At 70.6% G+C, this 26,192-nt stretch carries 21 protein-coding genes and 3 pseudogenes; 10 read left to right on the top strand and 14 right to left on the bottom strand.

What is annotated here, in order from left to right; all coding sequences use genetic code 11:
• Positions 1–247 precede the first annotated feature (247 nt).
• Entirely contained in the window at positions 248–1,891 is a 1,644-nt protein-coding gene (locus AB0I15_RS49830; RefSeq protein WP_358113360.1) for a phospholipase A2, read from the top strand.
• Between the two features lie 276 nt (positions 1,892–2,167).
• Positions 2,168–2,677 carry a hypothetical protein gene (locus tag AB0I15_RS49835; RefSeq protein WP_358113362.1) on the top strand — a complete coding sequence of 170 codons (510 nt, stop codon included), beginning with the start codon at positions 2,168–2,170 and terminating at the stop codon, positions 2,675–2,677.
• A gap of 147 nt (positions 2,678–2,824) precedes the next feature.
• On the opposite strand, the gene AB0I15_RS49840 is transcribed toward AB0I15_RS49835, so the two are convergent.
• From AB0I15_RS49840 to AB0I15_RS49860, 5 genes and pseudogenes are all read right to left on the bottom strand, one after another.
• On the bottom strand, positions 2,825–3,166 hold the full coding sequence (locus AB0I15_RS49840; protein ID WP_358113364.1) for an Lsr2 family protein: 342 nt from the start codon (positions 3,164–3,166) through the stop codon (positions 2,825–2,827).
• 380 nt (positions 3,167–3,546) lie between these two features.
• Positions 3,547–4,197 (bottom strand): hypothetical protein, encoded by a 651-nt coding sequence (locus AB0I15_RS49845; protein ID WP_358113486.1) that lies wholly within the window; start codon positions 4,195–4,197, stop codon positions 3,547–3,549.
• A 107-nt stretch (positions 4,198–4,304) separates the two neighbouring features.
• Positions 4,305–4,427 (bottom strand): annotated as a pseudogene (locus AB0I15_RS49850) (hypothetical protein); the annotation flags it as partial.
• Positions 4,414–4,617 (bottom strand): hypothetical protein, encoded by a 204-nt coding sequence (locus AB0I15_RS49855; protein WP_358113366.1) that lies wholly within the window; start codon positions 4,615–4,617, stop codon positions 4,414–4,416. The pseudogene AB0I15_RS49850 and the gene AB0I15_RS49855, both read right to left, overlap by 14 nt.
• 274 nt (positions 4,618–4,891) lie before the next feature.
• Positions 4,892–6,553: a substrate-binding domain-containing protein gene (locus tag AB0I15_RS49860; RefSeq protein ID WP_358113368.1), complete on the bottom strand. Its 1,662-nt coding sequence runs from the start codon at positions 6,551–6,553 to the stop codon at positions 4,892–4,894.
• Positions 6,554–7,115: 562 nt separating this feature from the next.
• On the opposite strand from AB0I15_RS49860, the gene AB0I15_RS49865 reads away from it, so the two are divergent.
• The gene (locus AB0I15_RS49865; protein WP_358113370.1) at positions 7,116–9,896 is read left to right on the top strand and encodes a carbohydrate-binding protein; all 2,781 of its coding nucleotides are present in this window, start codon (positions 7,116–7,118) and stop codon (positions 9,894–9,896) included.
• A gap of 10 nt (positions 9,897–9,906) precedes the next feature.
• Positions 9,907–12,480 (top strand): annotated as a pseudogene (locus AB0I15_RS49870) (ThuA domain-containing protein); the annotation flags it as partial.
• A 21-nt stretch (positions 12,481–12,501) separates the two neighbouring features.
• Here the strand turns inward: AB0I15_RS49870 and AB0I15_RS49875 are convergent.
• The 6 genes and pseudogenes from AB0I15_RS49875 to AB0I15_RS49900 form a co-directional block, all read right to left on the bottom strand.
• Positions 12,502–13,593, bottom strand: coding sequence for a DUF418 domain-containing protein (locus AB0I15_RS49875; RefSeq protein WP_358113372.1), 1,092 nt, complete (start codon positions 13,591–13,593; stop codon positions 12,502–12,504).
• Between the two features lie 282 nt (positions 13,594–13,875).
• Positions 13,876–14,181 (bottom strand): hypothetical protein, encoded by a 306-nt coding sequence (locus AB0I15_RS49880; protein WP_358113374.1) that lies wholly within the window; start codon positions 14,179–14,181, stop codon positions 13,876–13,878.
• Between the two features lie 139 nt (positions 14,182–14,320).
• Positions 14,321–15,094, bottom strand: a complete 774-nt coding sequence (locus tag AB0I15_RS49885; protein ID WP_358113376.1) for an alpha/beta hydrolase — start codon at positions 15,092–15,094, stop codon at positions 14,321–14,323.
• Positions 15,095–15,157: 63 nt separating this feature from the next.
• On the bottom strand, positions 15,158–16,024 hold the full coding sequence (locus AB0I15_RS49890; RefSeq protein WP_358113484.1) for an ABC transporter ATP-binding protein: 867 nt from the start codon (positions 16,022–16,024) through the stop codon (positions 15,158–15,160).
• On the bottom strand, positions 16,021–16,302 hold the full coding sequence (locus tag AB0I15_RS49895; RefSeq protein WP_358113488.1) for a hypothetical protein: 282 nt from the start codon (positions 16,300–16,302) through the stop codon (positions 16,021–16,023). The genes AB0I15_RS49890 and AB0I15_RS49895 overlap by 4 nt, the downstream gene beginning before the upstream one ends.
• Before the next feature lie 106 nt (positions 16,303–16,408).
• Positions 16,409–17,188: pseudogene (locus tag AB0I15_RS49900) on the bottom strand (LLM class flavin-dependent oxidoreductase); the annotation flags it as partial.
• A 247-nt stretch (positions 17,189–17,435) separates the two neighbouring features.
• Here AB0I15_RS49900 and AB0I15_RS49905 point away from each other — a divergent pair.
• Genes AB0I15_RS49905 through AB0I15_RS49920 form a run of 4 tightly spaced genes read left to right on the top strand, consistent with a single transcriptional unit; the run spans position 17,436 to position 19,679 of the window.
• Positions 17,436–18,329, top strand: a complete 894-nt coding sequence (locus AB0I15_RS49905; RefSeq protein WP_358113378.1) for a LysR family transcriptional regulator — start codon at positions 17,436–17,438, stop codon at positions 18,327–18,329.
• Positions 18,329–18,703 (top strand): cupin domain-containing protein, encoded by a 375-nt coding sequence (locus AB0I15_RS49910; RefSeq protein ID WP_358113380.1) that lies wholly within the window; start codon positions 18,329–18,331, stop codon positions 18,701–18,703. Before AB0I15_RS49905 ends, AB0I15_RS49910 begins: the two co-directional genes overlap by 1 nt.
• A gap of 49 nt (positions 18,704–18,752) precedes the next feature.
• On the top strand, positions 18,753–19,241 hold the full coding sequence (locus tag AB0I15_RS49915; protein WP_358113382.1) for a rhodanese-like domain-containing protein: 489 nt from the start codon (positions 18,753–18,755) through the stop codon (positions 19,239–19,241).
• A gap of 12 nt (positions 19,242–19,253) precedes the next feature.
• Positions 19,254–19,679, top strand: coding sequence for a DUF6623 family protein (locus tag AB0I15_RS49920; protein WP_358113384.1), 426 nt, complete (start codon positions 19,254–19,256; stop codon positions 19,677–19,679).
• A gap of 216 nt (positions 19,680–19,895) precedes the next feature.
• On the opposite strand, the gene AB0I15_RS49925 is transcribed toward AB0I15_RS49920, so the two are convergent.
• Both AB0I15_RS49925 and AB0I15_RS49930 read right to left on the bottom strand, forming a co-directional pair.
• Positions 19,896–20,294: a hypothetical protein gene (locus AB0I15_RS49925; RefSeq protein ID WP_358113386.1), complete on the bottom strand. Its 399-nt coding sequence runs from the start codon at positions 20,292–20,294 to the stop codon at positions 19,896–19,898.
• Positions 20,295–20,656: 362 nt separating this feature from the next.
• Positions 20,657–21,184 (bottom strand): ATP-binding protein, encoded by a 528-nt coding sequence (locus tag AB0I15_RS49930; RefSeq protein WP_358113388.1) that lies wholly within the window; start codon positions 21,182–21,184, stop codon positions 20,657–20,659.
• Positions 21,185–21,381: 197 nt separating this feature from the next.
• Here AB0I15_RS49930 and AB0I15_RS49935 point away from each other — a divergent pair, with 197 nt between their 5' ends.
• Complete coding sequence (locus AB0I15_RS49935) at positions 21,382–21,735, top strand: STAS domain-containing protein (RefSeq protein WP_358113390.1); 354 nt, start codon at positions 21,382–21,384, stop codon at positions 21,733–21,735.
• A 168-nt stretch (positions 21,736–21,903) separates the two neighbouring features.
• Positions 21,904–22,698: an STAS domain-containing protein gene (locus AB0I15_RS49940; protein WP_358113392.1), complete on the top strand. Its 795-nt coding sequence runs from the start codon at positions 21,904–21,906 to the stop codon at positions 22,696–22,698.
• Between the two features lie 119 nt (positions 22,699–22,817).
• On the opposite strand, the gene AB0I15_RS49945 is transcribed toward AB0I15_RS49940, so the two are convergent.
• Positions 22,818–25,988 carry a BTAD domain-containing putative transcriptional regulator gene (locus AB0I15_RS49945; RefSeq protein WP_358113394.1) on the bottom strand — a complete coding sequence of 1,057 codons (3,171 nt, stop codon included), beginning with the start codon at positions 25,986–25,988 and terminating at the stop codon, positions 22,818–22,820.
• Positions 25,989–26,192: the final 204 nt, after the last annotated feature.

Raw genomic sequence — 26,192 nt, forward strand, 5'->3', positions numbered from 1 at the left:
GGCGATCTCCGAAATGTGGCAGCCGGGAGCGGGTGCCCGCATGATCCATCGCAGCATGTGGCGCCTTTGTGGCGATCGTGTGGGGGCCTGGATCATCGTGAGGGTCTCCACGCACTACGGCCGACCGCCAGTCTGACGTGCCGACACCAAGGAAGGGGGCTCGTTCACAACGCAAGAATGCGACTCGTGGGCGGCGGCCGTGAACCAGTGGTGAACGACACCAAGCAGAGCCCGTGAGGAGACAAGCTTGCGCAGGTTCCTGTTGGCCGCTGCGGTCGCGGCGGCGCTGTTACCCCTGCTGGCCGTGCCAGCAACCGCCGACACCGTTGTGGACGCGCCGACGGTCCCCGTCCAGGGGATCGGTCCCGGCCTCTACTTCTCCGAATCCAACACCTACGAACTCCATGAATTGGACGTGACGGCGGGCGCTATCGGCCGGCGTCACAACGTGACCGTCATGGACGGCGGCCTGGCCCGGCCGGAGACCACCCCCGCGTCACGCCCCGAGCTGAGCGTCTTCGGACCCGGCTGGCAGGCCGAGTTCCTCGGCGGCACGATCGCCCGGAAACTGGAGATCCAGAACGGCGCCGTCGTCGTCACCGAGCTGGACGCCGGCATCTCGACCCGCTACGTGCTGACCAGCAGCGTCTCCTTCCCCTCGGGCGGAGGCATCCAGAAGTACGAGGACCCGAACGGCTCCAAGATCACGGAAACCACCAAGTGGGACGCGACGGCCGGAGAGCTGCGCACCACGGTCGTGGAGACCCTCATGTCGCACCTGGCCACGGCGGAGGCGGGCGACGACGTCTTCGCCAACGCCGCCGACACCCCGTTCACCGTGGCCGAGCTGAGCCTCACCTACACCTGGAGCAAACTGGGCACACTCCAGGGCGACAACTGGCGCATCACCGGCTTCGGGACCACCGCGTTCGGCACGAGCGTGCTGACCTACGACTCCGCCGGACGGATCAGCACCATCAAGGAACCGGCCGTCGACGAGAAGCCCGAAGAGACGGTGACGCTCCGCTACGCGACCGCCACCACGGCGACCGCCGGCTCGTTCGGCGACTACGCCGGCCAGGTCAAGGAGGTCACCCTCGTCTCCGGCGCCGACGCGCCGAAGACCGTGGCCAGATTCGACTACGACCTGTCGGGCCGGCTCCGTTCCACGACCGACCCCAGCAGCGGCACCCCGGCGGAGACGTACGCCTACGACACGGCCGGACGCCTGGACCAGGTGAACTCGCTCGAACTGGGCGGCTGGGACCTGTCCTTCCCGGCCAACAGCGCCGCCCCCTCCGCGGCCTCGACCGAGCTCGACCGTCCGACCGTCAACGACCCCCTGGCCGGCGCCACGGGAGTCGGCGATCCCAACGCCGTCGAACCGCCCGCGGCCGACTTCACCGACCCGGACACCATCGACGGGACACTGTCCTCCCCCAAGGCCTGCGCCACCGTCGAGAACTGGCTGTGGTACACGAAGAAGGGGTGTTCGGCCTGGGCCGCGCACTACGGCTGGCACAATCCGCAGTTCAAGAACACCCCCACCGGATTTCAGGTGGTCGGCATCGACCACGACCACTGCACGAAGTCGCCGGACAAGCCCCGGTACCTGTTCTGGAAGTTCGACTTCCGGGTGCCCTGTGACATGCACGACTACGGCTACGGCCTGATCGGCAACACGTACAAGGGCTACAAGTGGTACCTCGACCGGAACAAGAAGCGCAAGGTGGACAACCTGCTCTTCACCACGATCGCCAAGAAGACCTGCCCCAAGTACTCGAAGGCCGCGCGTGTCGGTTGCCTCCAACTGGCCGCCATCTATCGGGTCGGGGTGTTGGCCGGTAAGCCCAAGAAGGGTGCGGACGCGACTCGGGGCTCGCGCCCGTAGCGGCACCTGACCCATGACCGGATGGCGGGCGAGCGCCATCCGGTCCCTTCACGTGGATCGTGGACGAGCCGGGTCGGCGCGGGGATCCGCAGTCGCGGAACAGGTCGGCGTCGGCCGTCGTGATAACGGTCTCATCACATGACGCCGTGCCACGGTCCAGGCCGGAGATCGGGGCGAATGGCCGATGCGCGTGGTGGCCTCCGCAGCACGTGGAGTGATCATCGCGTGCCGACCGCAGGCCGGCCGGCGACGTCGGCCTCACCCCCTGGAGGGTCCATGTACCAACGATGCAAACATCTCGTCCACGCGCTCGTCGCGGCCTCGCTCGGAGCGGCCGTGCTCCTGGGCGCGGCGGGCGTCGCATCCGCCGCGCTCGATCCAGATCCGCCGGAGACGTCCCCGGCCGTGTGCGCCGCGACGGACCTGCCCACAGTCCGTACGTTCGGCGGACCAGTGAACCTCCTGCTCGCGCGGGCGAACGTCCAGCCCGACTGCTCCCAGGTGACCTTCAAGGACGACCTGACGATCGACGAGAGCGTGAGCACTCCAGGCCTGTCCAAGGGCCTCACCGTCACGGCGTACAAGGAGAAGGACAAGCACGTCGGATATCTGGTGGCCTTCACCGCCGTCAATCCCGCGGACTACATCGTCATCGCGGTCACGCCAGGCGATCCGCCGACGGGGCTCAAGGTCACCCAGGAACCAGACAAGAGGGCGGTGCTGGTGAGAGTCGAGGCGGGCAAGGGCTTCAAGGTCATTCTCACGCCCAAGCCGAAGAAGGAGTAAACGGCGACCGGTGACGGCCGAGCACCCGGGCGGCGCCAGTCGATGGGGATGCGCGGCTCCCCATGGCCGGCACCCCCTCCCGGTGGCTCCTGGGAGGATCGATCACGTGGACAGAGGAGGAGCCGGACGGCCGAGCCGCCCGGCTCGTTAACGAGCCGCTTCGTACTGCTCCACGACGGTGGCGGCGATTCGGCCTCGCTCGCTCACCGGCAGGCCCTGAGCCTTGGCCCAGCGCCGGATCTCCGTGGACTTCTCACGGTTGAGGGATCGAGTGGAGCCCGTGCCCTGACGGCGCCCGCGAACGCTCTTGTCGGCGCGGACCGCGCGAGCCTTGGTGATGAAGGGCGCCAAAGCCTTCTCCAGCAGCTCCCTGTTCGAGCCCGACAGGTCGATTTCGTAGTCGGTGCCATCAAGTGCGAAATTGGTGGTTCCCACCGCGTCACCGCCATCGATGTCGTCGACAAAGGACTCAATAACACGCTTCGCCATATGGCGCTCCAATCACGCGACGGTTGCGAATACTGTAGCCGCCTTCAGCAGGGTATGCATCCGGATGCGCCTTTCCCGGACAGGAGAACGTGACGGCCCGCTCTTGGGCCACGACGTTCCATCCGGCGCACGTTCCATGCCCGGCTTGGATTGCCACCAGCCCAGGCGGGCAGGAAGGGCTCGGTGAGATACGGACACTGTCGGCCCGAACGCACTCGCCCCGACCTGTTCGCTCTTCGTATTGCATTGCACAACGGCCGTCTCTTCGCCATCGACAATGGGCCGCGCGGAGTTGAATTACAATGCAAAAGATCTAGATCCGCAGAATCCCGGGACACTGATTTCCGCCGGACCCGGCGTTCGATCGGTGACAGAGGTCGTCAGCCGGTGATCAGGTCGAACGATTCCCAGGGGCCGATGGCGGTGCGGTTGGCGACCAGGGGCAGGGCTCCGGCGTTCTCCGCGGTCACGTACCTGTTGTTGGCACGCGAGCGCAGGCCGACCGTGCCGGACGGCGCCGACCCGGCCGGGAGACCCAGGGTGGAGGCGGTGCCGCTCAGAGACTTCATGCCCTGGTCGGCGGTCCCGGTGGGCCGGGTGGTGGTGTAGGAGCCGAGCGGCTTCGCGGTGCGCTCCACCACGTAGACGGACCCGGCGGCGGTGGCAAAGCCGATCTCCGCGCCCGAGCTCGTCGTGATGATCGCGTTGTCGGAGGTACGACGGACGCGGACCTGCTGGGTGCCCCCGCCGCCGCCCGAGCAGGCCGTGAGTCCCATCACGAGCGCCGCGGCCAGGCCGAGTGCGCGCTTGCCCACCGTCGTCATCGGTCTTTCCCTCCCGTACGGCCAGCGCACGCTCTCGAACGTCTCGACCCAGTACCGCGTGCGGTCCGGATAGGCCGTCTCGGCGGCCTTGCCCTGCCTGCCGTAGGCGCCCCGGAAGGTCTGGTAACCGTGGCCGGACGGCGGAGTCCCGTCGGCCGGCTCGATGACCGAGCCCTCGTGCCACTCGTTGAAGGAGGTGACGGACACCCAGGTCGGCGAGCCGCCGATGGCGGGGTCCAGGGCGTTGGCCCACTGCTGTCGTAGGCGGCGCCGTCGCCGCGGGCGACCGTGGGCGTGGTGTTGCCGGGCACGGCACGGTCGTCGATGTGGCCGGGCGCGACCGAGGGCGCCCAGATCAGCCCGTGGGCCTTGGCGTACTCGCCGGCCTGCCTCCAGCCCGGCGCGGTGGCACCGGCGATGCCGTCATAGGTGTACATGCCGTTGAAGTGCGTCCATGACGCGCTCGGCGAGGCCGTCCTCGTAGCCGCCCTGGCCCCACCAGCCGTAGACGATCACGCCGGCGCCGGTCCTCCCGATCCACGTCATGTGCTGGGCCAGGACCCGGGAGTCGCCGGAGTCGTAGGCGCCCAGGGCGGGGTGTGGCCGCCCTGCTGCCAGTGGCGCCACTCGCCGCTGCCGGCGGGCGTGCCGTACCAGGGGTGTAGAACAGGTGCACGTTCCTCGACAGCTTCGCCGCGGCGGCCGGCGTGGCCTGCGGCAGCCACACCAGGGCCACCGCGAAAAGGAGGACGAGAGCGAGTGCGAGATTCCGACGTTTTGCGATCACAGCGTCCTTTCGGGGTGAAGGAGGCTCAGAGGGATCGGCATGCGCGCGCAAATCGTTAAGATTCCCCGAAATCCACACGCGACAAAGGCGCTGTCAAGAGCCCGGCCTCAGCCCTCAGGCGGATTCACGGCGTACGAGGCGCGCCGGGACGACCAGCTCGGTGGACGGCTCGTCGATGGCGCCGCGCAGCCGTTCGAGCAGCCGCACGGCCGTGGCCCGGCCGATCTCGCGTGCCGGGTTGGCCATGGTGGTCAGGCCGGGCGAGACCATGCCGGCGGCGTCGATGTCGTCGAAGCCCATCACGGCCAGGTCTTCGGGGACGCGCAGGCGCCGCTGCGCCGCCACGTCCAGGGCCCCGATCGCCATGACGTCGTTCGCGCACAGGACGGCGTCGGGCGGCTCGGCGAGCTCCAGCAGCCGGGCCACGCCCTCCGCGCCGCCCGCGCGGCTGAAGTGGGTGTGCGCCACGAGGGCCTGGTCAGGCGGCACGCCGGCGTCGGTGAGCGCCGCGCGGTAGCCGGCCACGCGCTCGGCGGCCGGACCCTCGGCGGCCGGGCCGCACACGAAGGCGATCCTGCGGTAGCCGCAGCCGAGCAGATGGCGGGTGGCCTCGGCGGCGCCGCCCTCGTCGTCGCTGTGCACCAGGTCCACCCCGCGCTGGACCAGCCTGCCGCCCAGCCGGACCACCGGGATGCCGGACTCGATGGCCGGCAGCAGGTCTTCGGCGTAGGTGTGGAAGACGGCGAAGGCCAGGCCGTCGACCTGCCGGGCGATCATGTGCTCGATCGCGGCCTGCTCGGTGCGCCGGACGCCGTCGGTGTTGCTGATGATCTGGTCGTAGCCCGCCGGGCCGAGCACGTCCTGCAGGCCGCGGGCCAGCGCCGGGTAGAACGGGTTGGTGATGTCGGGGATGATCAGCCCGATGGTCTGGCTGCGGCTGGTGCGCAGGCCGCGGGCCAGGGCGTTGGGCCGGTAACCGAGCTCCTCGATGGCCCGCAGCACGCGCCGCCGCGTCTCCTCGGCCACGGGGCGGCGGCCGTTGAGCGTGTGGGACACGGTCGTCGCGCTCACCCCCGCGAGGTCGGCGACCCGCCTGATGCTCGGCCGCTCGCCACGGTGCGCGCGCGGCTGCTCGTCGGGGATCGGCGGGGCGAGGTGCGGCGCCGGGGCCTGGCGGTGCAGGAAGCTCTCGAACGCGCCGCCCAGCACGGCGTACGCCTCCTCCAGCGTGCGCACACCCCGCGCGACGGCCTCGCCGGGGGGCACCCGCTCGGCGGCCTCCAGCAGGATCGACTCCCACACCTGCCGCAGGGGCGCGAGCGCGGAGGCCGCCAGGATCCGCGGCCGCAGGCCGCCCGTCTCCTCCGCGAGCACCTCGGCCAGCGCGTGCTCACGCGCCGCGAACAGCTCACGGCCGTAGGCGCGCAGGGTCTCGCTCCCGCGATAGATCCGGCCGAAGAGCGCCAGGTCACCGGCCGGATCGGCACGCAGGAGCCGGCCCAGCGCGGCCGGCACCCGCCCTCCCGGCGCGCGCTGCCGCACGATCTCGGCCGGGTCGCCCGCCAGGAGCGGCTCGTGCTCGAAGAAGAGCTGCTCCTTGACGGGGAAGTAGTTGAACACGGTCTTGGCCGACACGTCCGCCGCCTCGGCGACCTCGCTGACCGTCACCGACTCGAACCCGCGCAGGGCGAACAGGCGCAGGGCCGCGTCGGCGATGGCGCGCCGGGTCTCGGCCTTCTTGCGCTCACGCCTGGCAGAGGGCTGCTGGGTCGGCATGCGGAGATATTACATCGGCACAATCCTTTCTGTCGCTGAACTTTGTGTCAGGGCGCCTCCAGCCCTCCGTCGGGCCTGCGTACCCGGGCGGCCCACCGCTCGTGCTGGTGGGTGACCGGCGGATGCCTCGCGGCCTGTCTCTCGTCCAGGTCGACGCCCCAGCCAGCGCGTACTGCGGGTGGAGGTAGCCCCGGCTCGGGTTGATCGTGCCGGGGAACGTCTCCAGGACCGCCTCGGGGTGGACGTGGCCCTCCTGGATCTGGAAGGCCGACGTGGTCACATCGTGCTCACCACCCGTGCAAATCGATTTGTGATCCGCAGCATGGCGCGCAGCCGGGCCGATGTCAAGATGAGTCTAGCGACTGTAAGTTTTGCATGAAGCATAATTACGCAAACAAGTTGAAAAGTTGCGGATTTTCGTCGTGAGTCACCGTTCATCCACTGAACGTTGCGCTTCTTGACAGGCGCATTACAGCGCGGTAAGTCTTCACAAAACGTCAAGCGCAATGTGAGCAGGTGCCTCCGACCTCCCTGACGTCCCCCCGGTCAGGAAAGGAACCCCATGTCTGCGTGGTCCAAGCTCCTCGTCGCGGCGTCGCTGGTGCTCACCAGCGTGGTGGCCATGGACATCCCACCCGGCGACTATCAGCAGGTGCAGCTCGCCCTCGGACCGGCCGAGCTGGGCGAGCCCATGTCTCTCGCGGTCCTGCCCGACAGGTCGGTGCTCCACACCGCCCGTGACGGCACGGTCCGTCACACCGACGCCTCCGGCGCGACCAAGGTGGCGGGCAGGCTCGATGTCTACACCCACGACGAGGAGGGGCTGCAGGGCATCGCCATCGATCCCGGCTTCGCCACGAACCGCTTCGTCTACCTGTACTACTCGCCCAAGCTGAGCACCCCGGCCGGAGACGCGCCCGTGACCGGCACCGAGGCCGACTTCGCGCCCTGGAAGGGCCACCTGGCCCTGTCGCGCTTCACCCTCAAGGCCGACAACACCCTCGACCTGGCCGGCGAGAAGGTCGTGCTCGAGGTGCCCAACGACCGCGGCCAGTGCTGCCACGTGGGCGGCGACATCGACTTCGACGCCGCCGGCAACCTCTATCTCACCACCGGCGACGACACCAACCCCTTCGAGTCCAGCGGCTTCTCACCGCTCGACGAGCGCACCGACCGCAACCCGCAGTTCGACGCCCAGCGCTCCTCGGGCAACACCAACGACCTGCGCGGCAAGCTGCTGCGCATCAAGCCGCAGGCGAACGGCACCTACACGATCCCGGCGGGCAACCTCTTCCCGCCCGGCACGGCCGGGACCCGGCCCGAGATCTACGCCATGGGCTTCCGCAACCCCTTCCGCATGTCGGTCGACCAGCAGACGGGCACGGTCTACCTGGGCGACTACGGCCCCGACGCGGGCACCGCCGACGCCGGCCGCGGCCCGGGCGGCCAGGTGGAGTTCGACCGCGTCACCGCACCGGGCAACTACGGCTGGCCGTACTGCACCGGCACCAACACCGCCGCCGAGACCTACAACGAGTACACCTTCCCCAGCGGCCCCTCGGGAGCCAAGTACGGCTGCGCGGGCGGCCCGGCGAACAACTCCTTCCGCAACACCGGCCTGGCCACGCTGCCACCCGCCAAACCGAGCTGGATCAAGTACGGTGACGCCGGCTCGCCGCCCGAGTTCGGCGGCGGTTCCGAGTCGCCCATGGGCGGCGACGTCTACCGTTACGACGCCGGCTCGACGTCGTCGGTCAAGTTCCCGCAGTCGCTCGACGGCCGCTACTTCGCCGCGGAGTTCGGCCGCCAGTGGATCAAGGCGATCGAGGTCAAGGGCGACGGCACGCCCGGCGTGATCGAGGACCTCCCATGGGACGGCACGCAGATCATCGACTCGGAGTTCGGTCCCGACGGCGCCCTCTACGTGCTGGACTACGGCACGGGCGGTGGCAACCAGGCGCTCTACCGGATCGAGTACCTCGGGAACGCCAACCGCAACCCCGTCGCCAAGGCCGTCGCCGACAGGACCTCCGGCCAGGCGCCGCTGAGCGTGGTCTTCTCCTCGGCCGGCAGCTCCGACCCCGAAGGCGGGGCGCTCACCTACGCGTGGGACTTCGGCGACGGCGCCACCTCCACGCAGGCCGGCCCGACCCACACCTACAGCGCCAACGGCACCTTCCGGCCGACCCTGACCGTACGTGACCCGCAGGGCCTGACCGCGACCGCCAGCCTGGTGATCACGGTCGGCAACACCGCGCCCGTCGTGACGCTGACCACCCCGGCCGAGGGACGGCTCTTCTCCTACGGTCAGGCCGTGCCCTTCAGGGTCACCGTCGCCGACCCCGAGGACGGCACGGTGGACTGCGCCGGCGTCAAGGTGACGTACCTGGTGGGTCATGACAGCCACACCCATGCGATCACCTCGAAGAACGGCTGTGAGGGATCGATCACCATCCCGGCCGACGGCGAGCACGACGCGGCGGCCAACCTCTACGGCGTCTTCGACGCCGAGTACACCGACAGGGGCGGCCTGACCGGCCACAGCCTGCGTACGCTGCAGCCGGTGCACCGCCAGGCCGAGCACTTCGGCGCTCAGCAGGGCATCCAGGTCGCCAACCACGGCGGCGCCGAGGGCGGGGCGACCGTCGGCTTCACCGACAACGGCGACTGGATCTCCTTCGAGCCCTACGTGCTGGCCGGAGCCACCAGGATCACCGCCCGGGTCTCCTCCGGCGGCCCCGGCGGCACGGTCGAGGTGCGTTCCGGCTCTTCGACCGGCACGCTGCTCGGCACGCTCACCGTGGCCAACACCGGAGGCTGGGACACCTTCACCGACGTCTCCGCCGATCTGAGCGACGCCCCCGGCGGCACGACGAAGCTGTTCCTGGTCTTCAAGGGCGTGTCGGGCCAGGGCAACCTGTTCGACGTGGACGCCTTCACCTTCGCCACCGGATCGGCGCCGAGCACCACTGCTGAGGGCGAGTCCTACACCTCCGGCTCCGGCGTGCAGGTCGCGGCCCACGCGCCGGCCAGCGGCGGCAGGACGCTCGGCTACGTCGACAACGGCGACTGGGCGGGCTACTCCCAGGTCAGCACCGCGGGCGCCACCCGGTTCGGCGCCCGCGTCTCCTCGGGCGGATCGGGCGGCACGATCCAGGTCCGCTCGGGCTCGGCCACCGGCACCCTGCTCGGCTCGGTGCCCGTACCGTCCACCGGCGGCTGGGAGAACTTCCAGAACGTCTCCACCACCCTGACCGGCTCCGCCACCGGACCACTCTTCCTGGTCTTCACCGGCGGCAGCGGCAACCTCTTCGACATCGACACCTTGACGATCACCAGGTAGGGGGAAGGCGATGCTGCACAGGATTCTGAGCCTCGCGCTCGTGGCGGCGAGCCTGACCGCCGCTCCCGTGGACCCGGCCTACCAGGTGCTGGTCTTCTCCAAGACCGCCGGGTTCCGCCACGACTCGATCCCGGCCGGCGTCCAGGCCGTCCGCGATCTCGGCGCGGCGAACAACTTCACCGTGACCGCCACCGAGGACGGCGGCGCCTTCACCGGCGCCAATCTGGCCCGCTACAAGGCCGTCGTCTTCCTCAACACCACCGGCGACGTGCTGGACGACACCCAGCAGGCGGCCTTCCAGTCCTACGTCGACGCGGGCGGCGGATACGTGGGCGTCCACGCGGCGGCCGACACCGAATACGGCTGGCCGTACTACGAGAAGCTGGCCGGCGCCTATTTCAAGAGCCATCCCGCCATCCAGCAGGCCACCGTGCGCACCGAGAACCGCGCGCACCCCGCGACCGCCCACCTCGGCCCGGCCTGGACGCGTACCGACGAGTGGTACAACTACCGCACCAACCCCCGCCCTTCGGTACGCGTGCTGCAGACTCTCGACGAAAGCAGCTACAGCGGCGGCGACATGGGCGACCACCCCATCACGTGGTGCCACCCGCAGGGCCAGGGGCGGGCGTTCTACACCGGCCTCGGCCACACCATCGAGTCGTACGCCGACCCCGCCTTCCGTGGCGAGCTCCTCGGCGGCATCAGGTACGCGGCCGGGGTCGCCAAGGCGGACTGCCGGCCGGAGACCGGCTACACCACGCTGTACAACGGCTCCACCGGCGGCTGGTCACAGGCCGGCCCGGGCGGTTTCGCCAACGCCGACGCCACCCTGAGCTCGCAGGGCGGGATGGGCCTGCTGTGGTACAGCGCCAAGGAGCTCGGCTCCTACTCGCTGAAGCTGGACTGGAGGCTGACCGGCGACAGCAACTCCGGGGTCTTCGTCGGCTTCCCGGCCTCCTCCGATCCGCAGTCGGCCATCGACAACGGCTACGAGGTGCAGATCGACGCGACCGACACCCCCGACCGCACGACCGGGTCGATCTACGGCTTCAAGGCAGCCGACCAGGCCGCCCGCGACGCGGCGCTGAACCCGCCCGGCGCGTGGAACACCTACGAGCTGCTGGTCGAGGGCGAGCGCCTGCAGGTCCTCCTGAACGGCGTGAAGATCAACGACTTCACCAACACCGACCCGCGGCGCTCGCTGCGCCAGGGCCACGTCGGCATCCAGAACCACGGTGACTCCGACCAGGCCGCCTTCCGCAACATCCGGATCAAGGAGTCGGGCGGCGGCGCCGTCACCGTCGAGGGCGAGTCCTACACCTCCGGCTCGGGAGTACAGGTCGCGACCCACACCCCGGCCAGCGGCGGCAGGACGCTCGGCTACGTCGACAACGGCGACTGGGCGGGCTACTCCCAGGTCAGCACCGCGGGCGCCACCCGGTTCGGCGCCCGCGTCTCCTCGGGCGGATCGGGCGGCACGATCCAGGTCCGCTCGGGCTCGGCCACCGGCACCCTGCTCGGCTCGGTGCCCGTACCGTCCACCGGCGGCTGGGAGAACTTCCAGAACGTCTCCACCACCCTGACCGGCTCCGCCACCGGACCACTCTTCCTGGTCTTCACCGGCGGCAGCGGCAACCTCTTCGACATCGACACCCTCACCCTGGAGAGCTCGACCGCCGGCGGCCCGGCGCTGTCGGACAAGGTGCACCTCTTCTACTACCCCTGGTACGGCTCGCCGCAGGTCAACGGCGGCTGGCGGCACTGGCCGCAGGGCGGGCACACCCCGCCCGACGACATCGGCGCGGACTTCTACCCCGCGCTGGGCGCGTACGACTCCGGCGACTTCGCCGGCGCGGTGGCCCAGCACATGAAGTGGATCAGGCAGGCGGCCGTCGGGGTGCTGGTGTTGAGCTGGTGGGGCCGCGGCAGCTACGAGGACGGCCTCGCCAGGGGGGTCATGGACGCGGCGGCGAGGGAGGGGCTCAAGGTGGCCTGGCACCTGGAGCCGTACTCCGGCCGCACCGCCTCCTCCACGGTGGACGACATCCGCTACATCAACCAGACGTACGGGTCCCACCCGGCCTTCAGCAACGCGTTCTACGTTTTCGAGAGCCTGCGCATCACCGACTGGGCGGCTCTGAGCCAGGTGAACCAGAGCAACGTCATCCTGGCCCAGACCACCGACACCACGAAGATCGCGAACTTCAACGGCATGTACACCTACGACGCGATCGCCGGCGCCACCGCGCCCGGCTGGCAGCAGGCCGCCGACTACGCGCGTCAGCACGGGCTGGTGTGGGCCCCGTCCGTGGGCCCCGGCTACCTCGACGACCGCGCGGTGCCCGGCAACACCACGCCCACCCTCACCCGCGACAACGGAGCCACCTATGACAGGGAGTGGTCCAACGCCCTGCAGAGCGGGCCCACCTGGGTGTCCATCACGTCCTTCAACGAATGGCACGAAGGCAGTGTGATCGAGCCGGCGGTCGCGCGGACGGGCTACCAGAGCTACGAGGGTGCCTACGGGCGCACGGGCGCCTCGGCCCAGACCGCGTACCTGGACCGCACCGCGTACTGGGTCGGCCGGTTCGCGGCATCCGGCCTAAGGGGTGCGGCGCAGGGGCGGACGGCCGGCCCAGGTGGCCCAGCGCCAGAGCCATTCCAGGGGTCCTTGACGGTAGCGGCGCAGCCAGAGCGTGGACACCAGCCACTGGGGGACGAGGATGGCCCCGGCGATAAGGAGCACCGTCGCCGATGACCAGCCGTCGGGCGAGCCGGCGATGAGCCGGGTGCCCACCAGGACGAGGACCGTGGCGGACAGGTAGTTGGTCAGGGCCATCCGGCCCAGCGGTGCGAAGATCCCCTGGAGCACCGGCCGGAGCGGCGTTTTGAGGAGGAGCAGCATGGCGCACACGTAGGCGCACACGTAGGCGCCCGCCATCAGCAGCCCGGCGAGGGCGAACCAGGTGGTGAACCTGCCGGATCCGACGGCCCCGGAGTTGATCTGCAGCCCCACCACGGGCACCGCGCACACCGCGAAGATCACGCCCAGTACGGCCGGGACGCGGGTGGAGTGCTCGATCCGGTCGATCACGCCGTACCGGGTCAGGGCCGAGCCCAGCAGGAACAGGCCGGGCACCAGCGGCACGCCGTTGCTGCCGAGGATCGGTGGCACCACGACGAGGACCGCGGCGAGCCCCGCCACGGCCCAGCGCGGCAGCCACGTCGACGGCAGCAGCACCACCAGGCCGACGACGGCGTAGATGGTCAGGATGTCGCCCTGCCACAGCAGGAACATGTGCGCCAGGCCGAGGGCGAGCAGCACCAGCAGCCGGCGCAGCAGGAGCAGTCGCGGGCGGGCGGTGCGGCGTCCGGCGGAGTGCAGCAGCAGCGAGAACCCGATGCCGAACAGCAGGGAGAAGATGGGAAAGAAGCGCTGGTCGACGAACAACCCCAGGTCCAGCCAGGAGCCGGGCCGGCTCGCCGTCACGACGGGCTGCGCGGCCGATCCGGCGTCGTTCATGTGGGCGATCGGTTTGACGTTGGCCAGCAGGATTCCGCACAGGGCGAACCCGCGGATGACATCGAGCGCGGCGAGGCGGGGGCGGGCGGCTGAGCGCGACTCCCCCGGGCCGGCGGTGTGGCCGGGCCGGTACCGGGCTTGTGGTGCTGGGGGGAATTCTTCGCGTGGCATAGGGACTCATCCTGCGGACCCGGGCCTGGGGCGGCATGGGTCGAAAGCAGGGTTCGTGACTGGCGCGACCGTACCTTCGGCTGCTTTCAGGCGAAGGGCCGGCGCGGGCGGCCAGGTGCTCGAAGACGTCGTCCCGAGCAGCGAACCGCCCGGGACTGCGAGCTTCCTGGAAAGTGCCTCCATTCACGCGTCCCTGCCCCGCGCGCCGCCCGCGCCGGGCGTGGGAACGTACGTCCGGCGGATGGCCGGCGGCATGTCACGGGCCTGTCGCAGTGCCCGGTGTCAGCAGTAGGCGATCCCCGGCCCGAGGAAGGGGATGTTGTGGTACGGGGTGTACTCCGAGCGCTGCCCGGGGGATACGCAGGGGCCGTACTCGGGCCAGGAGCCGACCGTGGGGTTGGGGTGGATGACGTAGATGCTCACGGCGTACCGTCCGGTGCCGCCGGCGCAGTGGACCCAGACGGTCTTGGTACCGTCCCGGCCGGTGGAGCAGTCGGTGGGGTAGGCGTGAGCGGGCGAGGCGGTGCCGACGAGGGCGACGGTGAGGAGGGCTGTGGCGGCCAGGGCCGCAGGCTTTCTCGTGCGCATTCGCTGTCCTCCAGCGGGTGGGCAGTGCACTTTTAGGAAAGCTTCTTAAAAGAAAGATGCCGGGTCGCCCCTGCGCCGTCAAGACCGCGAACGGCCGGTCGCTCCCGCCTTCGGGCGGCGCGGCCACATTCGCACGCGATCACCAGGCGCTTGCCTCCACGGCGACTGCCGGAACCAGTTCGGTGCGCAGTGCTTCCAGGAACGTGACGACCTCGGCGGCGACCGAGCGGTGCGGCAGGTCGTTGAGCACGTCGTGGTGGGCCCCGCGCACGACGGTGAGCCGCGCCTTCGGCAGCGTCTTGGCCGCCCGCGCGAGCGCGTCACGGTCCGCCAGCGGATCGGCGTCCCCGACCAGCAGCAGGTGCGGAATCGCGGCGGCGCTCTCGTACGCCGCGTCCAGCAGGTCCTGGGGCACGGCACCGGCCAGTGCGCCGCGCTCCACGGACGCGTCGCCGGTCAGGACGCCGCGGTGCGTCGGACAGTGGGTACGCACGTCGAGCTCGTCCTCCCACCCACCGCCGGCGCGCGAGCCATTGCCGGGCAGGCCGGCGAGCACGGCCGCCTGCGGCCACCAGGTCGCGCCCGAGTGGGCGCCGGCGAGCAGGGCGGCGATCCCGGCGGCGCCCAGGTCGGAGCCCACCAGCACCAACGGGCGCGGCGGCCCGTCCGGTGTCTCGGCCGCGATGCCGTCGATGGCCTCCGACAACCGCTGGGTCAGGGTGTCCAGGAAGGGCGCGACGGCGGCCGGGTCAGCGGCCGGCAGGTCCACGACCCGCACCCGGTAGGCGTCATAGGCGAGCCGTGAGCCGAAGCGCGCGTAGGTCGCGCGTGTCTCTCCGCGGCCCGGCACGACGATGACCGTGCCTCTGGTCCGCAGCCCGTCAGGGGCGTGGTGGTCGGTGCTCTGCGTCATGTCATGCTCCAGTGATCTGAGAGGGGGCCGGCGGGATTTCGCCGCCGGAGCTCGGGCCTTCTGTCAGGGTCGGGTGGCTGCCGGGGCGGAAGTGGCGGCGAGGCCGCGCACCTCGTCGCGCAGGGCCCGCCGCAGCTCGGGGTCCGGCGGCTCCTCGTCCCGAATCGACGGCACGGACGTCACGAGCAGGCGGGTATAGGGGTGCCGTGGGGCCAGGAAGATCTGCTCCGTGGTGCCGGACTCCACCACCCGCCCGTGGTAGAGCACGACGACGCGGTCCGCCACGCCGCCGAGGGAGCCGAGGTCGTGGGTGATCAGCAGTACGCCGATGTCGCGAGATTCGCGCAGCCGCAACAGGAGTTCGAGGATCGTGATGCGCGTCGAGGCATCGAGAGCGCTGACCGGCTCGTCGCAGATCAGCAGACGCGGGCCGACCGCGATCGCGCGCGCGATCGCCACTCGCTGCCGCTGGCCGCCGGAGAGCTCGCCGGGGTGCTTGGGCAGCAGGTCGAGCGGCAGGGCGACGAGCCGCGCCACGCCCCGCGCGGCGTCCCGCAGCTCGGCGCGATCGTGCCCGCCGCGCACGGCGAGGCCCTCGACCAGCGTGTCGAACACCGTGCGTTCGGGGTCGAGACTGCGCAGCGGGTCCTGGAAGACGTACTGCACGGCGCCGCCACGGCGGAACGCCCGCAACGCGCCGCCGCGCAGCCCGCTGATTTCGCGACCGTCGACCGCGACGGTGCCGCTCCGTGCCTGCACCAGGCCGAGCACGGCCCGGGCGAGCGTGGTCTTCCCCGAGCCGGTCTCGCCGATCAGCCCGACGATCTCACCGGGTGCCACCGTGAGGTCGACGCCGTGCAGGATCTCCGTGCGCTTGCGGCCGTGGCCGAGCGCGACGTGCAGCCCGGAGACGTCGAGCATCGCGGTCATGGCCGGCTCCTCTGTTCGCGCACCCGGTCGATCCCGAAGCGCTCGTGGTTCTCGATCAGCTCGATCGTGTACGGATGGCGCGGCTCGCGCAGGACCCGCCGGGTGGGGCCCGCCTCGACGATGCCGCCGTCGCGGAACACGTGGACCGTGTCGCACATCTGCGAGATCACGGCCAGGTCGTGGGAGACGACGATGAAGGTGAGCCCCCTGTCGCGGCGCAGCTTGACCAGCAGCACGTTGACGAGCGCGGACGAGATCAGCACGATGCCGATCGTCACGAGCAGGGCCCCTTGTACGACGGGCACGTCGCCCCCGAGCGCCGCGGTCGTCGTGCACCAGCTTCTCGTTCGCCTCCTCCTTCAGCCGCTTCGCGCCGACCGCCGTGTTGTCGCCGCGCCCGGCCGGCCACTTCCGGTTACGGCCCTGCGCGAGGTCGTTCTCGAAGGCGCGGCGGATTCCGTCGGCCTTCTCCCAGGCGGCGTCCTCCGTTTCGCCCACGATCGGGCGTACGGAGAGGGAGAAGTCGATCTGGCGCCCGTGCCGCGCGGCCTCGGCGCGGATCAGTTCGATGCGTTCGCGCGTCTGCGCCAAGGGCTCACCCCACAGGGCGTAGACATCGGCCCAACGGCCGCCCACTCGGATCGCGTCGTCGGACTGCCCGCCGAAGAAGATCGGCACCGGCCCATGAGGCTTGACCGAGCTGAACGCGCCCTCGAAGCGATAGAACTCCCCCTCGTGGTCGAAGGGCTCGTCCGAGGTGAGAGTGCGCCGCAGCACGTCGATGAACTCGGCGGTGCGCCGGTAGCGTGCGTCCTTGCTCTCGAAGTCTCCGTCGCGCCGCTGGTCGGTGTCGCTGCCGCCGGTGATGTGGTGGATCGCGACGCGGCCCGCGCCGGTGAGGTTGTCCAGCGTCGCCAGCTTCCGCGCGGTCAAGGTGGGCTGGATGAATCCGGGCCGCTGGGCGATGAGGACGCCCAGCCGCTCGGTGTTGTAGAGCACGTGGGCGGCTGCGGCGAAGCCTTCGGGCGAGCTGGCGCTGTGAGCGACGAGCGCGCGGTCGAAACCGGCCTCCTCGTGAGCGCGGGCGAAGTCGGCAAGGTAGCCGGGGTCGACGACCGGCCCCCGCCAACCGGCGCTTTCCGAGCCGTAGGTGGTCGAAACCATCCCCAGGATCTGGATCGACAATGTGCGAACCTCTCAAAAGTGTGGAGTGAGCCGTCCGGAACGGTGAACTCGATGTGTCAGTGGGCTGATGCCGGACACGCGGGATCAGGAGGGGGCTGGCTGGTTCACGTCCATCAGCCTGCGGTCTTGCCCGCCGGACTGTCCAACGACGCTTTCTGATCACGGTCGATCACGTCACGTGATAAATCCCCTTACATCCGGTAGGTATAATAGGTATACTGGGGACATGAACCGTACGCTGGACATCGCCCCGTTGCGCAGCTTCGTCGCTGTCGCCGACGCCGGCGGCTTCCAGCGCGCCGCCGACGCCCTGCACCTCAGCCAGGGGGCGGTGAGCCAGCACGTCCGCCGGCTGGAGTCCGCGATCGGCCGCCCGCTGGTGGAGCGTCGCGGGCGCGGTTCCCGGTTCACCGCCGACGGCGAGAAGCTGCTGAGCCTGGCGCGCGGCATCCTGGCGCTCCACGACGAGGTGCTGCAGAGCTTTGACGACGAGGCCCAGGGGACGATCGTCATCGGCTCGACCGAGCATGCGGCAGCCCAGTTGCTGCCGTATCTGGCGAGCGTCCTCGACCGGTCGGTGCCCCGCTACTGGGTCAGGTTCAGGATCGACCGCGGGATCAAACTTCGCGAGAGCTTCGCGACCGGACGCATCGATCTGGCCCTGCTCCTCGGCCCTGCCGACGACCCGCGCGCCACGCCGGTCGGCGACCTGGACCTCGCCTGGTACTCCGCTCCCGGATGGACGCCGCCGAGACAGGGCGAGCCGCTTCCGGTCGTCGCGTTCGACACTCCCTGCGCGCTTCGCGATCGTGCCCTCGGGACCCTGTCGCACCACTCGATCCCGGTCGCCATCGCCGCGGAGGCCAACCAGTTGGCCGGCGTGCAGGCCGCCGTCGGCGCCGGTGCGGGCGTGGCGCTGCTGGCGACCCTCGGACAGACCCCGGAGGGCCTCGTGGCCCGCGACGACCTGCCGAAGCCTCTGCCGCTGGCGCTGTGGACCCGCCGGGGTGTCGCGCCCACGGTCTCCGAGCGGGTGTCGGACGCGCTCCGCCGCCTGCTGACCGCCCCGGTCCTGATCGAGACGCCACCGCACGACTTCGTACTCGCCAGAGGAGCCTGATGCCTGTTCAGCCGTCCGACGCAGCCGGCGGAGACTTCGTTCGCACGCGCAGCGGCGTCCTGGTGCCCGCCGGCGCCCATGTCGCCGCGTCGACGACGTCGGGCAACCACCACCACGGGGCGTCCGAGACCGCGATCTACGTCGTGTCCGGGCACCCTGCCTTCGTCTTCCTGGACGTGGAGGGCGACGAGCCGGTCGAGGTCCGGGTCCAGACCAGCCCCGGCGACTACATCTTCGTGCCGCCGTTCGTCCCGCACCGCGAGGAGAACCCCGACCCGGAGACTGAGGCCGTCGTCGTCATCGCCCGCACGACTCAGGAGGCGATCGTCGTGAACCTCGACGGACTCGACTGGACCGAGGTCGAGGTCCGCTGAGCCGGCCGGCCCTTGTTCCACCTGGTCATCGCAGAGGAGCGGCCGGCCGATGAGCGGCAGCGCCACACCACCGGGCACCACCGACATCCCCGCCGCGCAGGTGCGCGCGCTGCTGCTGCACCGCGACGAGGTCGTCATCGCCGACGTCCGCGAAGAGGCGGTGTACGCGCGGGGGCACCCGCTCTGGGCCGCCAACTTCCCCCTCTCCCGGCTGGAGCTGGACGCCTGGCGGCGCATACCCCGCCGCGACACCCCCATCGTCGTCCACGGCGACGCGAACGCTCCCGCCCGTCGGGCGATGAGCGTTCTGCGGCAGCTCGGCTACTCCCGGGTAGGCGCGCTGCTGGACGGGCTCGACGGCTGGATCGCCTCCGGCGGCGAGATCTTCCAGGACGTCAACGTGCCCAGCAAGGCGTTCGGCGAACTGGTCGGTGAGCCGTCAGGCCGCGGCTCACCCGCCCGCCCGAGCTGGGCAAGGGCTACTCATGCGCCGTGGACGACACGAGGCGATTCTGGAGCGGCAACGTACCCGGAATGAGCAGGAGGAATCATGGCGCTCACCGCGTGGTGGATCCACGGCAACGCGGTCGTCCCCGAAACGCCGCACCTCGTCCAGACGGTCAAATTCGGCTTCGGTACGCAGTTCAAACTGCAAAGGGGAACTCAGCAATGGTTCCACGTGCCGATGCCCACCCCCGTGATCCTGGGGGGTGCGCGCCCGAAGCTCAAGCGAATCTTCATTCTGGGCCAGTCGGATGTGAGTAGCTGCATCACCAAGGTCCACATCTACGACAACACCAACCGGGTGGAGGAGCGTACGCCGACGATCTGTGGCGACCTGCTCGCGATCAAGCCGCAGAACACCATTCAGTTGAACCACACCATCTTTTTCGGGCTGGGCATCACCATGTTCATCGATTCGAGGAACTTCGATGCCTCGTTCTTCTTCGCGGGATTCGGCTCCGATTGGGAATGAGTTTCACGAACCTTGTCGTAGGCCGTCGCGGCTGCGGCCGGCCACCCGCGATTCCAGGACACCGGAGGCGGCGAGGGCGTACCCGCCCACACCGCGGGCGGCGCCGGTGACCAGAAGATCGTGGCGCTGGGACCGGAGGGCCGGGTGCGCTGTTCCGAGCTCTCCGCGCGGATCGCCGAGGCGCACATGGCCGAGCCGCGAGTCAGGTGGGCCCGGTCACGAAGGTGATGCTTCCGGTGGCCGCTGGGCGGGCGGAGTGGCCAGTCCGGCACGGACCACCTGGTCCAGCACGCGCTGCGCGTCTTTGAGTGGCACTCCAGCGAGCGCCGCCAGGTCCTCGGCCGGGTACGGCCCGCCGCCGTGCCGCTCGATCACCGCGCGAATGGCCCCGGCCACGGTGAGGTCGAGCGTCGCGACCGCCAGCACCTCCATCTCACCCAGCACCTGATCCACCCAGGCCGTGTCCTGCCCGTTCACCTGGAGCCGGGCCCGTTCCCCCTGCAGCCTGGTGACCAGATCGGCGGCCCGGGCGGCCAACTCGGCAAGAAGGTGCCGGCGCTCAGATTCGTCCACCTCTCCAGGCTGTGCCCACCACACCAGCCGTGTCCAGGTCACGACCGACAGTATTAACCGGCAGAAGGCAGTGACCACGTGAATCGCGTAGCGCTCGGGCGTAGCGGGCATCCACTCCGGCGCCCAGCGTGCTACCGGTTGCCGGCCGCATCGGGGGTGCGGTCTGCGCCGCGCCTGCCCGACCTGCCGGAGGGGCAGACCTGCCGGGCAGGCTTGCCGCCTATCGCGCACAGCTTTCAGACGACCTGGCCAACCTTGACAAGCAGCCCGCGACACGGGCGGTGTTCTCGCCGACCACGCCGGAAGACCTGGCCGCCCGACCGACTCACCGGCCGGGGCCGACTGGCAAGTGCGCGCCCCGCCTCGTCCTGCCCACACGGCGGCGGGCTCTCACACGGCAAGGGTCAGCCGTCCTCCACCTCGTCGCCGGCCCAGCCATTACCCCAAGCCAGGCCGTAACCGTTGGACATGTGTTCATGGCCGCCGGGACGGCCGTGGCCGGAGGCCGTCCCGGTCTGGTCCAGGTCGTGGCTGTAGGGTCGCGGACCGGTATGGTGCATGTGCAGCCGCAGGCGTGAGCCCTGGTCGCTCTGCTCGAGTTCGACGCGGTCGCACAGGCGTTGGATCACCCACAGGCCGAACCTGCCCGAGCCGGGGGACGTGCCCTGGGCCTCGGTGAGATGGTGGGCGCTCAGCCGGCCGGCCGGGTCCACGATGTCCACGGTGGTGGCGTGCGCGCTGGTGCGGGCGATGACCAGGCCGCTGCCGGCGCCATGGTCGAGGACGTTGGTGACCGCCTCGTTGACCGCGAACACCAGATCGTCCAACCGCTCACCTCGCAGGCCGCCCTGGCGGGCATGCGCGCGCACAAGCCTGCGGATGAGCTCCAGGTTGGCGCTGATCGGGCAGCGCAGCTCGAACTCAGAGTTCATGATCGAGTCTGTTCACACCGTCATTTGGGGGACACCGACGGTCTACGCTATCCCGGTCCGAGGCGGCCCAACAGTCGTATGCCGCCGTCCGAACTTCCGGCTTCGCCCGTCGTGGCCGGCTCGCTCCCCGATCGGCGACGTACGCCGGGCGTTTCTGCCCCGCCCTCCTCGCCCTACGATGACCCCATGAGGACACCGTGAGAACGCCTGCCGGCGACGAGCCGGAAGCCGCGGCGCTACGGCTGACGACGTCCTTGGTCGACGGCATCGCCGTGATCACCGTCGAGGGTTTCCTGGACGCCACCCGGCGTGAGCAGTTCGCCGAATACCTGTCCCAGGCCGGCCCGTCCATGATCCTGGATCTGTCCGGGGTGACGTTCATGGACTCCCGCGCGCTGGGCCTGCTCATCCACCACTGGAAGGCCAGCCAGGCCGCGGGCGGGAGGTTCGCCCTGATCGGCGTCGACTACACCCGCGCCAGAATCCTCTGGATCACCGGCCTGGCCAAGGTCCTCCCGCTCTACGACAGCCTGGACGAGGCGCTGGCCTGACCCTCGGGCCCGATCCTGGATCAGACACCGAACCGGACCCGCCTCGTCCACGGCGCGGTGTCCTCGGTGGCCTGCCGGGAGGTTGGCGCCCGTACTGGCCCACGATCAGAGAACGCAGGAGAATGAGAGCCGAGGGATGGCCTCGAAACAGGGAGATGTGTCAGCGCCATGCAGCTGTCGATTCGGCTCCTCTCGGTCGGCGACACCACCCTGGTGATCGTCCTGAACGGCGAGCTCGACGCCTCCACCAGGCCCGACCTGGCCGCCGTCCTTGATCCGATTCCGCACTCCCCCGTCACCCACGTGGTCGTGGCGGCCGGCGACCTGTCGTTCTGCGACCTGGGCGGGCTCGATCAACTCACGCACACGCACCGGGCGTTGCAGGCCAAGGGCGGCCACCTGGCCATCGCCGAAGCCCGGCCGACGCTGTACCGGCTGCTCGACCTGATGGCCGAAGCGGACATCCGGCCCACCATCGCGCTGTACGCCAGCGTGACCGCGGCGCTGGCGGCCATCGCCGTCGAGAGCCGCCCCCTCGACGCCCCGCCCGCCCTGCCGGCTCGGCATCTGCCCCGGCTGCGCCGGGCACGCAACGTCCAGGCCCCTGCTCGGCACTGGCCGCCGGCCTCACCCTGCCCCGAGCCGGTCGATCCGCCACCGACCGTGCCGATCATGCCGGTTGTGCCGATGTCGCCGATCTCGCCGATTCTCGCGCGTTCGCGCGCCCTGCGTGAGCAGACCGCCGACCATCATCGGGCCCTCACCGGCCGGCTCGGCGCCGCCCAAGCAGCCGTCTGCCGCATGGACGATGCCCGCCGACGCTGCGCCGACAGCCTGACGACCATGCGCGCCACCCTCCAGAAGGTGCGTACGACCAGGGCCGCCGAACGTACGCGGAAGCCTGCCGAGAGGCCGGCCCGCGGCGAACCCCACGACCACGACCCGCGGCACGACGACGCCTGACTCGACACGATGGCCCCGACACGATGGCCCCGCACGATGGCCGGAGCCGCTCACCACGCCCCTGCCGCCGAACTCCGATCATGCTCGTCTTCGGAGCGCTCCCCATGGCCACGAGTGGATCAGTGGACGGCCGGCCGCTCGTCCAACGTGGCCAGGAACTCTTGCGCCCGCCGCGCGAACAGGTGGGTCCCACGTTCGATGGACAACGTACGGCACCTCTCGGCCATCGCTCTGACCTCCGCGACGGGCGCCCCTTCCGCCCGCAGCAGTCGCGCCCGCAGCAGGAGGAGCAGTCCCTCCGCGTAGCGCTGATCGTAGAGATCGAGGCAGGCGTCGGCCCGGTCGAGGGCCGTGGCGGCCCTGTCGAGCGCCCCGATGACGAGCCACATCTCACCGAGGAGTCCGTAGCAGGTCGAGACACTCGCCCGCGGCGGATCGAGGAGGTTCGTGGCGATGAGCCGTTCGGCCTCCGTCGCGGCGGCGGCCGGGTCCTCGCCGGTCATGGCCAGCGCCCAGCACCGGACCAGCCGCTGGTAGGTACCGAGGAACACGAAGGAGAAGTGGGGGTCGGCGGCGATCCCCCGTTCCACCGCGCGCAGGGCTCGGACCGGGTCGCCGACCGTTGCTTCCGTCCTGGCCGCGTGGGCGGCCCACACCGTGATCGTGAACGGATCGTCGCCGGCGCTTTCCAGGCTGTCGAGCAGCGAGCGCGCGCCGTCGACGTCGTCGTGCAGCGCGGTCGCCTCCGCCAGCATCCCGATCATCAGCAGCTTCAGGTCGTACCAGACGGGATCCTCATCGCGGCGGACGACACGGGTCAGCAGGATCCGGCTCGCCTCGCTCAGGCGGCGGAAAGCCTCGTCGACGTTCCCGTCGCTGAATCGCTGCAACCCCCACGCCTGCAGGCCGTACGCGCGCACGAGCGGCTCGGCGGACGCCTCACCCTGTTCCAGCAACCGGCGCGCCAGCGGCCTGCTTCGGTCCTTCTCGAGGCCCTGGGCGTGCGCCATCCAGCGGGAGTAGAGGAAGACGGTGGCGTCGAGTTCCCGGCCGAGGCTCCGGGCCAGGTGCTCCGCGCGTTCCAGCGGTTCCACCGCCGAGGTGCCGTACATCGAACGCATTCCCGCGACCGCGGCCAACTGCGACAGGGCGGACAACTCCAGCTCCGCGAGGTTCGCCGTCCGCGCCACCCGGACGGCCGACCGTAGCTGTCGCTCGGCGGCCTCGAGCGCGGACTTGGCCGCCGCGTGACGGCCTGCGCGCACCAGCGCCGCCGCGGTCCGGCGCGGATCGGCGAGCGGGCCGGCGGCCCACAGGTGGTGTGCGACGCGCTCCGCGACGTTCTCGCAGGAGGAGCCGGTGCGCTCGAGTGCGTCGGCGACGCGCAGGTGAAGCGGGATCGCCCGTCCTGGTGGCGTGGACTCGGTGACCGACTCGCGGACCAGATCGTGCGAGAAGCGGAAGGAGAACGGGTCCCCGGGTGTGGGTTCGAGCAGGCCGAGTGCTTCGACGGGCCCCAGGTGTTCAAGGCAGGTCCGCAGGTCGAGGTCGGCGACAGCGGCGAGCAGGCCGAGGTCGACGTCCCGGCCGATGAGCGCGGCGATCTGGAGCAGGTGCCCGGCGCAGTCGTCGAGCCCGGTCATCCGGTCACGGACGACATCCCGCACGGTGGACGGCACGCCCACGCGCGCCACGGCATCCTCGGTGAGCACGTCGCTGCCGGCGGGTAGCCGGGCCATCTCCCGTACGAGGAACGCGTTGCCGCCGGTACGCGCGTAAATGTTGTGGACGGCGGCCGGGCCGGGATCCCGGCCGATCTCGCGACGGACGAGTTCGGCCACGTCGGCCAGGCCGAGCGGACCGACCCGGATGCGGCAGTGACCGGGCACCCGGCTCACCGCGGCGAGCGTCCGCGCCAGCGCCAGTCCGGGTGCGGGCGCACGGTCGCGGAGCCCGCCGATGATCACGGTGCCGGCCGGCAGCCGGGCCGCCAGGTGACTGAACAGGCGCAGCGACGCGATGTCCGCCCACTGGAGGTCGTCGATCACGAGCAGCACCGGGCGCCGCGCGGCGACCTCGCCGACGGCGGCGAGGACCGCCTCGAACAGCCGGAACCGGGCGCTGCTGTCGGGTGCCGCCAACCCGCTGAGCGCGTCGCCGTCCGGCCCGAGGAGGTGGCCGAGCTCGCCGGCCGGCCACTTCTCCCGCGCCACGTCGGGCAGTTCGTCCAGCATCCTGCGGACCACCTGTATCCACGGCCACATGGACGGCGTTCCCTCACCTTCCAGGCAATGGCCCCAGATGACACCGGCGTCGCGCTGATCCGCCTCGGCGGCGATCTGCTCCAGCAGGCGGGTCTTGCCTATCCCCGGCTCGCCCTCCAGGACGACGAGCCCCGTGCCGCCGGTGAAGACAGGATCGATCGCCTGCCGCAGCGCCGACAGCACCTCGGCCCGCCCGACCAGGCCGCCTCCAGGCGGTGTTCCGACTGCCGCGGCGGCTCTCGGGGGCGCGGGCGAGCGTCGGGAGGGTCGCCGGACGGTCACGGCCCCGGCCGCCGTCAGGTTCTGGTTCAATACCCGCCAATGCGCGGTGTCCAGGGCTTGGCCGGGGTCCATTCCGAGGTCGGCGGCGAGACGGGTGCGGACCGCGCGGAACACCGACAGCGCCTCCGCCTGCTGACCGGCGGCGCCCAGGGTGGAAATGAGGCTCGCCTGCACCGGCTCGTGCAGCGGCGCCATCGTGGCGGCCAGGTGCAGTGACGGCAGCACCCGCTCGGGCCGGCCCAGCGACACCGCGAGTTCGGCCGCCGCCGTGCACGCGTCGAAGAACTGGCCGTCCAGCCTCGCGAAGATCGAGATCGCGGCCGGTCCCTCGCTCAGCCCCTCCCCCGCGGAGCCCTGCCACAGGTCCAACGCCTCCACGTAGCTGTCGAGGGCCTCCTCGTGGCGCTCCTTCGCCAAGGCGGTCCCGGCGGCCTCGACGTGCTCTCGGAACACGACCAGGTCGAGCATCCCGGCGTCCGCCGTGAAGAGGTAGGCGTTGCCACGCCGCTGCAGGTACGAGCCGGAGTCCCGCGCCGACAGCGTGGGCTCCAGCAGCCGGCGCAGCGAGCCGACGTACTTGTGGATGACGTTGAGGGCACTGGCCGGCGGATCATCGGCCCAGATGAGATCGATCAACTCGTCGGTGCAGGTCGGCCGTCCTTCCCTGGCCAGGAGAAGGGCCAGCAGAAAGGCCTGCTGGCGCGGTCCGGCGTCCAGCTCGACGCCGTCCCGCCAGAGCCGCAACGGACCGAGAATCCGGAAGTGCAGGGAGCCGACGGCAGCCGATCGGTCCTCCCCATCCCTGCCGATGGGAAGGATTGGCGCAGCCACGCGTGTGTACCCACCTTGTTCGTCGAGACGGCTCACGGATCACCTGGATTCGTCAGTAAACCGGACCGCGAAGCCGGCGAGTACTGTGATCCTGCGCGATCAGTGCCCATTCCCAGC

It is taken from the genome of Nonomuraea sp. NPDC050643 (assembly GCF_040654715.1).
In the GTDB taxonomy this organism is placed as follows: Bacteria; Actinomycetota; Actinomycetes; order Streptosporangiales; family Streptosporangiaceae; genus Nonomuraea.

Excerpts from the sequence above, each read along its gene's own strand:
- AB0I15_RS49865 (WP_358113370.1), top strand. The coding sequence starts at position 7,116 with ATGTCTGCGTGGTCCAAGCTCCTCGTCGCGGCGTCGCTGGTGCTCACC.
- AB0I15_RS49880 (WP_358113374.1), bottom strand. The coding sequence starts at position 14,181 with ATGCGCACGAGAAAGCCTGCGGCCCTGGCCGCCACAGCCCTCCTCACC.
- AB0I15_RS49835 (WP_358113362.1), top strand. The coding sequence starts at position 2,168 with ATGTACCAACGATGCAAACATCTCGTCCACGCGCTCGTCGCGGCCTCG.
- AB0I15_RS49930 (WP_358113388.1), bottom strand. The coding sequence starts at position 21,184 with ATGAACTCTGAGTTCGAGCTGCGCTGCCCGATCAGCGCCAACCTGGAG.
- AB0I15_RS49905 (WP_358113378.1), top strand. The coding sequence starts at position 17,436 with ATGAACCGTACGCTGGACATCGCCCCGTTGCGCAGCTTCGTCGCTGTC.
- AB0I15_RS49910 (WP_358113380.1), top strand. The coding sequence starts at position 18,329 with ATGCCTGTTCAGCCGTCCGACGCAGCCGGCGGAGACTTCGTTCGCACG.
- AB0I15_RS49940 (WP_358113392.1), top strand. The coding sequence starts at position 21,904 with ATGCAGCTGTCGATTCGGCTCCTCTCGGTCGGCGACACCACCCTGGTG.
- AB0I15_RS49885 (WP_358113376.1), bottom strand. The coding sequence starts at position 15,094 with ATGACGCAGAGCACCGACCACCACGCCCCTGACGGGCTGCGGACCAGA.
- AB0I15_RS49920 (WP_358113384.1), top strand. The coding sequence starts at position 19,254 with ATGGCGCTCACCGCGTGGTGGATCCACGGCAACGCGGTCGTCCCCGAA.
- AB0I15_RS49860 (WP_358113368.1), bottom strand. The coding sequence starts at position 6,553 with ATGCCGACCCAGCAGCCCTCTGCCAGGCGTGAGCGCAAGAAGGCCGAG.
- AB0I15_RS49840 (WP_358113364.1), bottom strand. The coding sequence starts at position 3,166 with ATGGCGAAGCGTGTTATTGAGTCCTTTGTCGACGACATCGATGGCGGT.
- AB0I15_RS49875 (WP_358113372.1), bottom strand. The coding sequence starts at position 13,593 with ATGCCACGCGAAGAATTCCCCCCAGCACCACAAGCCCGGTACCGGCCC.
- AB0I15_RS49915 (WP_358113382.1), top strand. The coding sequence starts at position 18,753 with ATGAGCGGCAGCGCCACACCACCGGGCACCACCGACATCCCCGCCGCG.
- AB0I15_RS49890 (WP_358113484.1), bottom strand. The coding sequence starts at position 16,024 with ATGACCGCGATGCTCGACGTCTCCGGGCTGCACGTCGCGCTCGGCCAC.